The sequence below is a fragment of the Nonomuraea sp. SBT364 genome, assembly GCF_001083785.1.
Taxonomy (GTDB): domain Bacteria; phylum Actinomycetota; class Actinomycetes; order Streptosporangiales; family Streptosporangiaceae; genus Nonomuraea.
The window spans coordinates 24,536-37,023 of the sequence record NZ_LAVL01000014.1; the positions used below are offsets into that span (position 1 = coordinate 24,536).

A 12,488-nucleotide genomic window follows, 5' to 3' on the forward strand; every position below is an offset into this window, starting at 1 on the left:
CCCGCCGTAACTATTACTACAGCTCCGGCTTACCCAAACGTGGCGATGCGGAATCGCCTTTGCCGAAAGGAGAATCGCGCGTGAAATTGGTCTGGACCTCTGCGGACGGTTTTGCCTGCTCACGGGTAGACTTCGGGCGGAGATAAGCGGAGGAAACACTCATGGCGGACAAGCCCACCAAAGGTCTTGCCGATGTCGTAGCCGCGTCCACAGCGCTCAGCGACATCGACGGGAAGGCCGGTCGCCTCTTCTATCGCGGATACGACATCCACGACCTGGCCGGCCGCGCGACGTTCGAAGAGACCGCCCATCTGCTGCAACGCGGCAAGCTGCCCACCCGGGCGCAGCTCGACGCGTACGCGGCCGAACTGGTGCGGGGCCGCGAGCTGGGCGGCCTGGTCTCGGCGAACATCTCCGAGATCGCCGAGAAACAGAAACCGATGGAGGCGCTGCGGACCCTGGTGTCGCTCGCCGGCGCGGACGATCCTGACAAGGACTCCAGCAGCCCCGAGGCGAACCTGCGCAAGGCCGCCCGCCTCACCGCCCAGCAAGGCCTGCTGATCGCCCGGTACCACGCCGCGCGCACCGGCGGGCAGGCGCCCGAGGCCGATCCTTCGCTCAGCATCGCCGCGAACTTCCTGCTCCAGGTCACCGGCCGCGCCGCGGACCCGCGCGCGGTCGAGATCTTCGACGAGTGCCTGGTGCTGCACGCCGACCACACCATGAACGCCTCGACGTTCGCCGCACGGGTGTGCGCCGCGACGCTGTCGGACATGCACTCCGCCATCGTCGCCGCCATCGGCACCCTCAAGGGCCCGCTGCACGGCGGCGCGAACGAACAGGTCATGAAGACGCTGGAGTCCATCGAGCCGTCCGGCGTCGCGCAGGCCGTGCGCGACAAGCTCGCCGCCGGCGAGAAAATCATGGGCTTCGGTCACCGGGTCTACAAGACGGAGGACCCGCGGGCGACCCACCTGCGGCGGATGTCGGAGGAACTGGCCGCCTCGACCGGCGACGACACCTACTATCGGATGTCCAAGGAGATGGAAGAGGTCGTCTTCGAGACGAAGGGGCTCTACCCCAACGTCGACTTCTACGCCGCTTCGGTCTACCACTACCTTGGAATCCCGACCGACCTGTTCACCCCCGTCTTCTCGATCAGCCGCATGTCCGGCTGGACCGCGCACGTGATCGAGCAGCACGCCGACAACCGCCTGATCCGCCCGGACAGCGAGTACATCGGCGAGACGGACCAGAAATGGAAGCCGATAGACGAGCGTTGAGCGACATCAGGCGTGAGAGCTGGGGGCCGTACCCGCTGATCCTGGCGGGTGCGGCTGTCGGCGTGGGGCTGGTCTTCCTGGTAGACCCGCGGTGGGGCGGGTTCGCACTGGGCGCCGTCGTCATGGTCGGCGCCGCCCTCCGGTTCGCCGGCTACGGCGGGCCGCTGGCCGTGCGCAGCAAGAAGACCGATGTGATCACGTTGAGCCTGTTCGGGTTCATCCTCGTGCTGACCTCGCTGTTGCTGTACAACAACGAGCTCAAGGCGCTGATCCTGTCCCTTTTCGCACGTTGACGAGGCCGTCCGATAGCCTCAACGCATCCATTCATTGAAGGGGAACCATTCGCATGCCCAAGATCAAGGTGGAGGGCCCCGTCGTCGAGCTTGACGGCGACGAGATGACCCGGATCATCTGGCAGTTCATCAAGGACCAGCTGATCCTTCCCTATCTCGATGTCGACCTGAAGTACTACGACCTCGGCATCGAGCACCGCGACGCCACGGACGACCAGGTCACCATCGACGCGGCCAACGCCATCAACAAGTACGGCGTGGGCGTCAAGTGCGCCACCATCACCCCCGACGAGGCTCGGGTGGAGGAGTTCGGCCTGAAGAAGATGTGGCGGTCCCCGAACGGGACGATCCGCAACATCCTCGGCGGCGTCATCTTCCGCGAGCCGATCATCATGACCAACGTGCCGCGGCTCGTCCCCGGCTGGACCAAGCCGATCGTCGTCGGCCGTCACGCCTTCGGCGACCAGTACCGCGCCACCGACCTGAAGATCCCGGGCGAGGGCACGCTCACCCTCACCTACACGCCGAAGGACGGCTCCGAGCCGATCGAGCTCGACGTGTACGACTTCCCCGGCGGCGGCGTCGCCATGGCCATGTACAACCTGGACGAGTCGATCCGCGACTTCGCCCGCGCCTCCATGCGCTACGGCCTGGCCCGCGACTACCCGGTCTACCTCTCGACGAAGAACACCATCCTCAAGGCGTACGACGGCCGCTTCAAGGACATCTTCGCCGAGGTGTACGAGAACGAGTTCAAGGCCGAGTTCGAGAAGGCCGGGCTCACCTACGAGCACCGCCTCATCGACGACATGGTCGCCGCCTCGCTCAAGTGGGAGGGCGGCTACGTCTGGGCGTGCAAGAACTACGACGGCGACGTCCAGTCCGACACGGTCGCGCAGGGCTTCGGCTCGCTCGGCCTGATGACCTCGGTGCTGATGTCCCCCGACGGCCGCACCGTCGAGGCCGAGGCCGCGCACGGCACCGTGACCCGTCACTACCGCCAGCACCAGCAGGGCAAGCCCACCTCCACGAACCCGATCGCCTCGATCTTCGCGTGGACCCGTGGCCTGGCCCACCGCGGCAAGCTGGACAACACCCCCGCGGTGACCGAGTTCGCCGACAAGCTGGAGCAGGTCTGCATCGAGACCGTCGAGGGCGGCCAGATGACCAAGGACCTGGCGCTGCTGGTGGGCGGCGACGCCCAGTGGCTGACCACCCAGGACTTCCTGGCGGCGCTGGACGACAACCTCAAGAAGAAGATGTCGGCCTGATCACCGGACGGCCCCTGCCCGCGGCTACGCCGTACGGCAGGGGCCGTTTCGCATGTCTGATCCTTTTCGCATGTCGAGACCATCTCTTGGTGCAGCGCAGGGTACGAGCCTCCACGTAACAGTCGTGCATGCATCGGGGGGTTCGAATGCGACTGCGTTTCATCAGTGGCGTGGGTGTGGTCGCAGTCGCTGCGATCGTGGCCGGATGCGGCTCGGAGCCCGTCGCCCAGGTCAAGGACACCAAGGCGGAAGCCGCCGCCAAGCTGCAGAAGACCAAGGCGGCCAAGGTCGCCGCCGCCGCGAAGGCCAAGGCCAACGAGCTGGGCCAGATCCCGGTGCTCATGTGGCACCGCATCGTCGACAAGCCGGCGACCACCGACGACCGCACCCCCGCGCAGTTCCGCGCGGACCTGGAACGGCTGGTCAAGGACGGGTACGTGCCCGTCACCGCGGCCGAGATGGTCACCGGGAAGATCGACATCCCGGCGGGCAAACACCCGGTCGTGCTCACGTTCGACGACTCCTCGCCCTCCCAGCTCACCCTGGACGGGACCGGCACTCCCCAGCCGGGCACCGCGGTCGCGATCCTTCAGGAGGTGGCGGCGAAGAACCCTGGCTTCCGGCCGGTGGCGACCTTCTACGTCACCCGCGACATGTTCGGCAAGACGAACCGCGATGAGCAGGCCCAGATGCTCCTGTGGCTCAAGAACAACGGCTTCGACATCGGCAACCACACCCGCGACCACCACAACCTGCGCGGCCGGACCCACCAGCAGGTCGAGGAGCAGATCGGCGGCATCGGCAAGGAGATCGGCGCGCTGTCGCAGGTCAAGCCGGTCACGATCGCCCTGCCGTACGGCAACCAGCCGAACAAGAAGGAGTGGGCCGCGCGCGGGAACGGCTACAAGCACGCCGGCGTCTTCCTGGCCGGGTACACGCCGGCGCCGTCGCCGTTCAGCCGCTCCTTCGACCCGCTCGGCATCCCGCGCATCCGCGCCATGGACAAGAAGGGCGACTGCGCACAGTTCTGCTCCACGGCCTGGCTCGACTGGCTCAAGGGCAACCCGGACATGCGCTACACCTCGGACGGCGACGTGGCGACCGTGGCGTACCCCAAGTTCAAGGCGCCGTTCCTGCGCAAGGCGTTCAAGACGTACGCGCTGCCGTACTGACGTCGCCGATCTCCACGATCAGGTTCGCCCGGTACAGGAGCTCGTCGGTGACGCCTGGCACGGTGATGGCGAGGCGCCGGGCGTCGCCGGTGGCCAGGTCGAGCACCTGGTAGTCGTCCTCCTTCCAGGGGCCGCTCGTGCGGAGGACGAGGGCGCCCTCGTCCTCCCAGCGCACGATCTCCTCGGCCCGCCATCCGGCGGGCAGGCGCGGCGTCACGGTCCGCGTGACCGCGCGCGTCGCCGGGTCGATCAGCACCACGTCGCGCACGGCCCTGCCGTGCCGCGTCACCTCGTCCGGGAGCACCGCCAGCGCGCGCCCGGACGGGGACGGCGTCGCGCCGTCCAGGTTGCCGGGCAGCTCGGCCCACCGCACCGCCTTCCCGTCCGCTGAATGGACGGTGTACGTGACGGCCGTGAGATGGCCGGGTGCGCGGCTGCTCCTCGACGTGGCCAGCACGACTCCGCCGGCGGTCCAGCCGGCCACCCGTCCGCGGCCCTTCAGCCGGCGCGTGCCGCCGCGCTCGGCGTCGACGACCAGCCAGGCGCCCCGGACGAGCAGGTGGCGGCCGTCGCGGAAGAAGGCCGGGTGGCCCGCCTTCCTGACGCGGATCCGCTTGACGCTCCCGGCGGCCAGATCCCTGAGGGTCAGGTGACCGTCCCGCACGTACGCCAGCCGCCTGCCGTCCCGGCTGAGCGCGATCCGGTCGTCGTCGGCGCCCGCGCCGGGCACCCACCAGCGCTCGCCGGTCGAGGTGACCAGGGTCCAGTGCCCGCAGCCCGCCGTGCGCTCCTCGCAGGCGGGCCGGTACGCGTACCGCACGGGCGCGGGCAGCGGGCCGCGCAGCTCCCGCACCGGGGCGTCCAGCGCGGACTCCGGCTGCAGGAACGTGACGAGCTCGCGGGTCCGCAGCGGCGTGAGCACCCAGGCCACGGCCAGGAGGACGGCGGCGGCGACCGCGGCGAGCCTCATGCGAGCTTGCCCGGGACCACGGCGGGGGGCAGGTCCTCGACGGGCTCGGTCCTGCCGGTGTCCACGGCCACCAGGAGATGTTCGGCGTCGGCGAGCTCGATCAGCAGGCGTCCGTCCTCGGCCCAGCCCAGCGGGACCGGCGGCTCCTCCTGCCGGGGGAGGCGCAGCGGGGCCCGGTCGCCGACCAGGCCGGTGCGCGGGTTCATGGTCAGCACCTCGTCGTCGGTCACGAGCGCCAGCGTCCGCCCGTCGGGGGAGGGGAGCGCCCGCAGCGTGGGGTCGAACGGCACCCGGGTGCGGACGTCGCCCTGCGGGCCGAGCGTCAGCAGCTCGGTGTCGGGGGCGACGGTGAACGCGCGGCGGCCGGTGGTGGCGATCACCCAGTCGGGGCCGAGCCCCAGCACGCGGCCGACCTCCGGCAGGTGGACCCTCTCGCCGGTGGCCGTGTCGATGAGCTCCGTCCCGCCGCCGTCGGTGGTCAGGCTCACGTGGCGGCCGTCGTGGGACAGCGTCGGCTCCGGGACGTCCGTCGACGGCGCCGGTTCCGTGAGCGGGACCGGCGCCTCGCCCAGCAGCCCGATGAGCATCAGCCGGCCGGTGTCGCGATCCAGGTAGACGGCGTGGCTCCCGTCGCCGCTGAGCGCGAACGGCGCTCCCTCGTCCGAGCGCGCCTGGGGCAGCTGGATGCCGTCGCCCGTCTCGTCGTACAGGTGCCAGCCGTCCGTGTGCCCGGCGGGGGATGCGTACCTGGCGTGCCCGAGCGCTGCCCGGGGCTGCGGTCCGGCGAGCGGACCCGGCGGGCCCGGGTCCTCGTACGGCAGGAGGGTGAGGCCGCCGGCCAGCAGCAGCGCCGCCACCGCCGGCCAGGGGCGGGCGCGCGGGCCCGGCGTCGCCGTCCCTCTGTCCACACCGGCCAGGATCACCGCCAGAAGCGGCAGGCCGTACATGATCGCGGACTGCGGCACCTCGGTCACGCCCGGCAGGTGGGGCCGGCCGCTGCCGGGCGCGGTCCACAGCGCGGCGATGACGCCGGCGACGGCCAGCCAGCGGGCGGCGTTGGCGCGCAGGGCCGTCCCGGCCCTGTCCCCGGGCCGCGCCCGCAGTCGCCTGAGGAGCACGTGGACGACGAGCACGACGGCGAGCGTGACGACCGCCCAGAGCCGCTGGCCGATCGCCACTTCGTGCCGGAACGAGCGCAGCACGGCCGCCAGGGCGACCGCCGAGGCGATCACGGCGGCGGCCCACCACATGAGCGTGAGCGACTCCGGCAGGACTTCCACCACGCCGCCGCCCTTTCGCGCCAGAAACGCGGCGGCGGCGACCATGCCGACGGACCAGCCGACCGCCAGCGAAAGGAGAACGTGGGGATAGAAGTTTCCGCCGGAGAAAGCGAGGATTATGCCCGCGCCGATTCCCGCGACCATGTATCGGTCGCGTTCGGCGAGGTAATGGCCGATCCGGCCGAGGTCGGCGGGGTTCGCCTCGATCGCCGCGCGACGTGCGAAGAATTCGCGTTCTCCATGGAACCGCGGGGATTCCTCATGGCGAGCGCTCCCCCGACCGCCGTCGCCAGAAGGAATGTCATCAGCAACTGCTATTCACCACCCGGGAAAAGTAGCAGAATGCGCATTCGGCCGACAGGGAGATCAATGACGGGAAAACGCGTCCGGTGGGCGGGAATCTGGGTGCCGCTCACGGCGGTGGTGGTGTGTGCGATCTGGCAGAGCGGGCTGGTGACACCGCGCCTGGCCCCGAAGGTGGGCGGCGGGGGCAGCGCCCTGTGGCCTCTCGACGACCACGGCCGGCCGTTCCGCTCCGGGCTCACCGCACCGCTGACCTTGGTCAACGAGGCCTGGCTGCCCGTCACGATCACCGGCGTCGGGCTGCGGACGCCCGGACTCGACCTCCTCAGGGTCGAGGAGGGGCAGGGCCGCCCGTTCCCGCACACGGTCCCGGCACGCGGCAGCGTGCGACTCGATCTCGAACTGGAGGTGACCGACTGCGCGGCCGTCGCCGAGGAGGCGGCCACGATCGTGTTCCGGGCCGAGCGCTGGTGGGGACAGGTGACCGCCGACGCGGTGCCGTCGGGGAGCTCGCCCGACGAGCCCTGGCAGCTCAGCACTCTGGACCCGGCCTGTCCATAACTGTATGTCGCCGCTCGACTACTATGGGCGACATGGAGCTGTTTCCGGCTATGCCGCTTGAGGAATGGGCCGACACCAAGGAGACCATCCACCGCTTCACGCAGATCGTGGGCAAGGTGCGGCTGGCCTCGGCGACCCGGCGTAACCATTGGTGGTCGATCCCGTTCCACCTGACCGGCCGGGGGCTGACGACCAGGCCGATGGGCGGGCTGGGGGAGCTGCCGCTGTTCTGCATCGACTTCGACTTCGTGCGGCACCGGCTCGTGGTGGACGTGCTCGACGGGCGCAGTGCCGAGTTCAGCCTGGTGGGGCAGTCCGTGGCGTCGTTCTACGGTGAGCTGTTCGCGATCCTGGACCGGTTCGGCATCCGGCCGGACATCTGGGCGGTGCCGTTCGACCTGGGCGACAGCACGCCGTTCGCCGAGGACACCGCGCACGCCACCTACGACCCCGCGCTCGCCAACCGCTACTGGCGCATCCTGTCGCAGGTCGCCCAGGTGCTCGACCGGTTCGCCGCCGGGTTCTGCGGCAAGACCAGCCCGGTGCACCACTTCTGGCACACCTTCGACATCGCGGTCACCCGGTTCACCGGGAGGGTGGTCGGCGCTTCGCCGGACGTGGATCCGGTGACCCGGGAGGCGTACAGCTGGGAGGTCATCAGCGCGGGCTTCTGGTTCGGCGACGACGAGCGGCCCTGGCCCGCGTTCTACTCCTACACCGCGCCGGAGCCGGACGGGCTGGAGCGGGAGCCGCTGCGGCCGGAGCGGGCCGAATGGCTGCCCGCCCGGGGCAGCCACCTGGCGGTGCTGCGCTACGACGACGTCCGGGCCGCCGGCGACCCGGTGGGGACCGTGCTGGACTTCCTCGACAGCGCCTACCGGGCCGGGGCGAAGCTGACGAGCCTGCCCGAGGAGAAGCTGGCCAGCCCCGGCGGGGTCACCGACCCGTGCCTCGACACGACGTGAGAATCTCCCGGCCGCGCTCCGGCGTGATCAGCGGCGCGATCCGGGGGTCGGCCAGCAGGCTCACGGGGGCGACGTGGTCGTTCGTCAACGGCCGCCACAGCGCCAGCGCCTCCTTCAGCCGGGGCCAGGCGGACGCCGCCGACCAGTCGACGGCCCGCACCGCCGCGTCGAACTCCGGGACGCCGTAGCGGAGCGGGGCCCGGCCCGCCTGCCCGATCAGCTCCCTGACCAGGTCGGCGCCCCGCTGACGGAGGCCGTCGAGCGTGGACACCCGCCAGCGCGGGGTCCGCTCGTGCTCGGCGAGCAGGACCGGCAGGATCTCGCCGCTCAGCAGGACGGGGTCGGGCTCCCAGGCGGCGGAGCCGCTCAGTGGACGCTCGACATGGTGACCCGTGTCGTCGTGGTGATCGCCCAGCATGGTCCGGAGCTGGTAGAGCAGCAGGTCGGCCCGGTCGCGGCCGAAGTGCGCGGCCTCCTCCAGCACCGCCCGGGGCCCGTCCAGCTCCCCGGCCAGGATCGCCAGCCGGGCCTGCTCGATCCTGGCGTCCCACTCACGCCGGGTCTCGCAGTCGGGCCGGTCCAGGCTGTGGAAGCCCGCGTAGAAGTCGTACATCTTCGCGTAGAAGGAGGCGTGGCGCACCGGGCCCATGGCCGTCCACGAGAACTCGTCGTACGCCGCCCACTCGCCGTGCTCGTCGACGTCGTCCGGATCGAGGAAGACCATGCCGGCGTCGGCCTCCAGCGAGACCAGCAGCGAACGGGCGAGCAGATCGTCCCCGTCGTCGTCGGTCGCGTGCGGCTCCAGGTCACGCAGCCAGCCGAGCTCCTCGGTGTCGCGCAGCCGCCAGACGAACGGGCCGGCGTACGTCCAGCCGTTGCTGACCAGCAGGAACTCCCGCAACGACGGCGGCAGAACACGCCCCAGCCGCGCCTCCAGGGCGGCGACCTGGGCCTCGGAGGCCGGATCGAACCCCAGCCAGGAGGGCGCGGCGGGGTCGTCGGGAGGGTTGGTGATCCGCCATTCGTCGCTCCACCGCTGCAGGAAGGGCTTCCAGCCGTGACGATCCATGGACGGCATCTCAGCAGGAGCGACTGACATTCCTGACGTCACGAAGCCTTAACAGTTCTCTGGGAAGTTCCTGAGCGTCGTAAAGTTTGCGTCGTCGGGCTTTGTGCACACGTGGGGAAGACGAATGCCGCAGATGTCGCCGCTGGTCGCCGGTGATCCCACCCAGCTGGGGTCGTTCCGGCTGTCCGGGCGCATCGGCGAAGGTGGTCAGGGCATCGTCTACCTGGGCGTCAACGAGTCCGGGGAGCAGGCGGCGGTCAAGCTCCTGCACGTGAAGTTCAGCGGTGACACGGTCGCCCGGTCGCGGTTCGCGCGGGAGCTGAAGGCGGCGCAGCGGGTGGCGTCGTTCTGCACGGCGCGGGTGATCGAGGCCGATCTCGACGGCGACACGCCCTACATCGCCAGCGAGTACATCGACGGGCGGGCGCTGCGCGACATCGTCGAGAGCGACGGGCCGCTGCGCGGGACAGTGCTCGACCGGCTGGCCATCGGCACCGCGACCGCGCTCGTCGCGATCCACCACGCCTCGATCGTGCACCGCGACCTCAAGCCCGACAACGTGCTGATCGCCTCCGACGGGCCGAGGGTGGTCGACTTCGGCATCGCGCGGATCATCGACTCGACGGGGACGATCACCAGCCGGGCCATCGGGACCCCCGCCTACATGGCGCCCGAGCAGATCGCGGGCGACGACGTCGGGCCCTACACCGACGTGTTCGCGTGGGGGGCGACGATCGCCTTCGCGGCGACCGGCACGTCGGCGTTCGACGGCAACTCCATCGCGACCGTGCTCAACAAGATCCTCAACCACGAGGTGGACGTGGGGATGCTGCCCGAGCCGCTGCGCGGGGTGGTGCGGTCGGCACTGGCCAAGTCGCCGGCCGAGCGGCCGTCGGCGGACCAGATCCTGCTGCGGCTGCTCGGCCAGCCGGAGCACGCGGGCGCCTCCACGGACGTGCTCACCCGGGGCGTCCAGGTGGCCAGCGACGACACGACCCCGTTCATGCGGGTGTCGCCGTCCCTCGCCGAGCGCGCCACAACCGGCACGGGCGCCACCGGCCACCCGCCGCACCCGGAAGCGGCCGGCCTGGCGCTCGGGGAGACCGGGAGCGGGCCGTACTCCGAAGCGGGGAGCAGGCCGTACCCCGGGACCGGGAGCGGGCCGTACCCCGGGACCGGGAGCGGGGTGTTCCAGGTGGTCGCCGGCGAGCCGCGGGCGGTGGCGCCGGCGCGCGGCGGGCGCGGCACCCGGTGGGCGGTGCTGGCCGGAGCGGTGGCGCTGGTGGCGGCGGTCGTGGCGGCGGTCGTGCTGAAGGGCTGGCCGGTGGCGCTCGGCGACCCCGGCCCCGACCCCACCGCCGGGACCGGCAAGCCGCCGGAGGTCTACACGTCCGTGATGGACAAGATCGGCAAGTCCGGGAAGATCGTGATCGGCGTGAAGGACGACCTGCCGGGCATCGGGCTGTTGCGCGACGGCGAGTTCGAGGGGTTCGACGTGGACCTGGCCAAGGAGATCGCGGCCAAGCTCGGCGCGGCGGAGACGAAGTTCGTGGCCGTCTCGCGGGCGAACAGGGCCGACAAGCTGGCCAGGGGCGACGTCGACCTGGTGGTGGCCACCTACTCCGTCTCCGGCGAGGACGTGACGTTCGCCGGGCCCTACTACCTGGCGCATCAGGACGTGCTGGTGCGGCAGGGCCCGATCGACGAGCTGTCCGACCTGAAGGGCAAGAAGATCTGCGGGATCAACAGCCCCTCCGTCGGCATGGTGCAGGACAAGAAGGTCGAGGTCGAGCCGGTGCCCGCCGGCGACTACGCCGAATGCATGGACCTGCTGCGCAGCGGCGAGGTCGACGCGGTGCCGGGTGAGGACCTGGTCCTGGCCGGGTTCGCGGCCCGCGAGCACCAGCGCTACAAGATCCTCGGCGCCCGGCTCAGCGACGAGCGTTACGCCGTCGGCCTCAGGAAGGGCGACGTCAAGACGTGCAAGGCGGTCAACGGCGTGATCGCCGACCTCTACCGGACCAAGGCCGTCCACAGGCTCCTGGAGCGGCATTTCGGCACCGTGGAGTTCGCCACGGAGTCGAAGGTGCCCGCGATGAATGACTGCGGATGACGACCGGGTAGAGTCCGGAAGTCAGCGAATCGACCCTGGAGTAAGGGGAAGGCCATGGCCACGCCCGTCAAGGTGACCGTAACCGGAGCAGCCGGTCAGATCGGCTACGCACTGCTGTTCCGCATCGCGTCGGGCCAGCTGCTGGGCCCGGACGTCCCGGTGAAGCTGAGCCTGCTGGAGATCCCGCAGGCGGTCAAGGCCGCCGAGGGCACCGCCATGGAGCTCGACGACTGCGCGTTCCCGCTGCTGTCGGGCATCGAGATCACCGACGACCCCAATGTGGCCTTCGCCGGCGCCAACGTCGCGCTGCTGGTCGGCGCCATGCCGCGTAAGGCGGGCATGGAGCGCGGCGACCTGCTCGGCGCCAACGGCGGCATCTTCGGCCCGCAGGGCAAGGCGATCAACGACCACGCCGCCGACGACATCAGGGTCCTGGTGGTCGGCAACCCGGCCAACACCAACGCGCTCATCGCCCAGCAGAACGCCCCCGACGTGCCGGCCGAGCGCTTCACCGCGATGACCCGCCTCGACCACAACCGCGCGCTGTCCCAGCTCGCGGCCAAGCTGCAGGTCCCGGTCGCCGACATCAGGAACATGACGATCTGGGGCAACCACTCCGCCACGCAGTACCCCGACCTCTACCACGCCGAGGTGGGCGGCAAGGTCGCGGCCGAGCAGGTCGACGCCGAGTGGCTGCGCGAGACGTTCATCCCGACGGTGGCCAAGCGCGGCGCCGCCATCATCGAGGCGCGCGGCGCCTCCTCGGCGGCCTCGGCCGCGAACGCCGCGATCGACCACGTCCACGACTGGGTCAACGGCACCGAGTGGACCTCGGCCGCGGTCGTCTCCGACGGCTCCTACGGGGTGCCGGAGGGGCTCATCTCGTCGTTCCCGGTCCGTTCCACGGGCGGCCGCTACGAGATCATCCAGGGGCTGGAGATCGACGCGTTCTCGCGTGAGCGCATCGACGCCTCCGTGCGCGAGCTGGCCGAGGAGCGCGACGCGGTGCGCGAGCTGGGCCTGATCTGAGTCATCGCGAAGGCGCGCGCCCCGGTCGGGGGTGCGCGCCTTCGTCATGGGTGCGCGTGACAGGGGGATGGTGAGCCGGCCCTGGTGGGCTCGGGCGTGGCGAACACCACGCCCGCGGCGGCCGCCATGCTGCCCAGCATGACGAGGACGACCATGAGCACCTTCGTCACCCTTGGTGA

General features: G+C 70.7%; 12 protein-coding genes. 8 read left to right on the top strand and 4 right to left on the bottom strand.

Annotation, left to right across the window (positions count from 1 at the left end):
* Nucleotides 1-161 precede the first annotated feature (161 nt).
* The 4 genes from ADY59_RS09735 to ADY59_RS09750 all read left to right on the top strand — a co-directional run bounded on the left by ADY59_RS09735 (nucleotide 162) and on the right by ADY59_RS09750 (nucleotide 4,019).
* Nucleotides 162-1,283, top strand: a complete 1,122-nt coding sequence (locus tag ADY59_RS09735) for a citrate/2-methylcitrate synthase (RefSeq protein ID WP_049560435.1) — start codon at nucleotides 162-164, stop codon at nucleotides 1,281-1,283.
* Entirely contained in the window at nucleotides 1,280-1,576 is a 297-nt protein-coding gene (locus tag ADY59_RS09740; RefSeq protein WP_049560436.1) for a DUF3017 domain-containing protein, read from the top strand. Before ADY59_RS09735 ends, ADY59_RS09740 begins: the two co-directional genes overlap by 4 nt.
* Nucleotides 1,577-1,629: 53 nt before the next feature.
* On the top strand, nucleotides 1,630-2,847 hold the full coding sequence (locus tag ADY59_RS09745; RefSeq protein WP_049560437.1) for an NADP-dependent isocitrate dehydrogenase: 1,218 nt from the start codon (nucleotides 1,630-1,632) through the stop codon (nucleotides 2,845-2,847).
* A 170-nt stretch (nucleotides 2,848-3,017) separates the two neighbouring features.
* Nucleotides 3,018-4,019 carry a polysaccharide deacetylase family protein gene (locus ADY59_RS09750; protein WP_231618631.1) on the top strand — a complete coding sequence of 334 codons (1,002 nt, stop codon included), beginning with the start codon at nucleotides 3,018-3,020 and terminating at the stop codon, nucleotides 4,017-4,019.
* Here ADY59_RS09750 and ADY59_RS09755 read toward each other — a convergent pair.
* Both ADY59_RS09755 and ADY59_RS09760 read right to left on the bottom strand, forming a co-directional pair.
* Nucleotides 3,994-4,989, bottom strand: a complete 996-nt coding sequence (locus tag ADY59_RS09755) for a hypothetical protein (RefSeq protein ID WP_049560439.1) — start codon at nucleotides 4,987-4,989, stop codon at nucleotides 3,994-3,996. The genes ADY59_RS09750 and ADY59_RS09755 overlap by 26 nt on opposite strands.
* Nucleotides 4,986-6,272: a hypothetical protein gene (locus ADY59_RS09760; protein ID WP_156325401.1), complete on the bottom strand. Its 1,287-nt coding sequence runs from the start codon at nucleotides 6,270-6,272 to the stop codon at nucleotides 4,986-4,988. The genes ADY59_RS09755 and ADY59_RS09760 overlap by 4 nt, the downstream gene beginning before the upstream one ends.
* Before the next feature lie 366 nt (nucleotides 6,273-6,638).
* Between ADY59_RS09760 and ADY59_RS09765 the strand changes: the two genes are divergently transcribed.
* Both ADY59_RS09765 and ADY59_RS09770 read left to right on the top strand, forming a co-directional pair.
* The gene (locus tag ADY59_RS09765; RefSeq protein ID WP_156325402.1) at nucleotides 6,639-7,133 is read left to right on the top strand and encodes a hypothetical protein; all 495 of its coding nucleotides are present in this window, start codon (nucleotides 6,639-6,641) and stop codon (nucleotides 7,131-7,133) included.
* Between the two features lie 32 nt (nucleotides 7,134-7,165).
* A complete protein-coding gene (locus ADY59_RS09770) occupies nucleotides 7,166-8,098 on the top strand; it encodes a DUF5996 family protein (protein WP_049560581.1) in 933 nt (310 codons plus the stop codon).
* On the opposite strand, the gene ADY59_RS09775 is transcribed toward ADY59_RS09770, so the two are convergent.
* Nucleotides 8,070-9,167: an SMI1/KNR4 family protein gene (locus ADY59_RS09775; protein WP_049560444.1), complete on the bottom strand. Its 1,098-nt coding sequence runs from the start codon at nucleotides 9,165-9,167 to the stop codon at nucleotides 8,070-8,072. The two genes, ADY59_RS09770 and ADY59_RS09775, sit on opposite strands and share 29 nt — an antisense overlap.
* A gap of 124 nt (nucleotides 9,168-9,291) precedes the next feature.
* Between ADY59_RS09775 and ADY59_RS47455 the strand changes: the two genes are divergently transcribed.
* Complete coding sequence (locus ADY59_RS47455) at nucleotides 9,292-11,280, top strand: bifunctional serine/threonine-protein kinase/glutamate ABC transporter substrate-binding protein (protein ID WP_053174582.1); 1,989 nt, start codon at nucleotides 9,292-9,294, stop codon at nucleotides 11,278-11,280.
* 54 nt (nucleotides 11,281-11,334) lie between these two features.
* A complete protein-coding gene (locus tag ADY59_RS09785; RefSeq protein ID WP_049560446.1) occupies nucleotides 11,335-12,309 on the top strand; it encodes a malate dehydrogenase in 975 nt (324 codons plus the stop codon).
* Between the two features lie 44 nt (nucleotides 12,310-12,353).
* Here the strand turns inward: ADY59_RS09785 and ADY59_RS53275 are convergent, their stop codons facing one another.
* Complete coding sequence (locus ADY59_RS53275) at nucleotides 12,354-12,479, bottom strand: hypothetical protein (protein ID WP_269433570.1); 126 nt, start codon at nucleotides 12,477-12,479, stop codon at nucleotides 12,354-12,356.
* Nucleotides 12,480-12,488: the final 9 nt, after the last annotated feature.